General features: G+C 68.3%; 1 protein-coding gene. It reads right to left on the bottom strand.

The genetic code is table 11. From position 1 onward, the window contains the following. Positions 1 to 6: 6 nt before the first annotated feature. A partial coding sequence (locus ABQE89_RS26275; RefSeq protein ID WP_448422171.1) for a transposase occupies positions 7 to 505 on the bottom strand: 499 nt, incomplete at its 5' end.

The raw sequence follows: 505 nt of genomic DNA, 5'->3' as shown, positions 1-505 counted from the left end.
GTGCGGTCAGTCGGGCATCACGGCCAACGACCAGCACCAGCCGGCAAGTTCTCGGGCAATCGCCACGTTGGCGATCACGGGGCGCTTGTGGCGGGCGTCAAAGCCGGCCCAGCGGGTGTGCAGGCGTCGGTTGGCGGCTTGACCCCGAGCCCGAGCCGCTGGTGAGGCCAGATCCCAGCGACGGCGTAGCTCGGCTCCGGGCCGGTATCGGTTGCGGTGGTGCCAGGCGGCTTCGACCAGCAGGCGGCGAGCATGTCCGTTGCCGGTCTTGGTCACTGCACCCTGGGTGCGGCTGTCGCCGGTGGAGTATTCGCTGGGCACCAATCCGACATAGGCGCCGATGGTGCGCCCGGTCAACCGGTGCCAGTCGCCGATCTCGACGGCCAACCCGAACGCCGTCAACGTCGCGATCCCGCGGATGCAGCCCAACCGGTGCACCACCGGGGTGAACTCACTGTCAGCGGCCATCGCGGTGATTGCCTCATCGAGACGTTGACGTCGATCT

The organism is Mycolicibacterium sp. XJ1819 (genome assembly GCF_053483675.1).
This window is presented reverse-complemented; position numbering and strand designations above follow the sequence as displayed.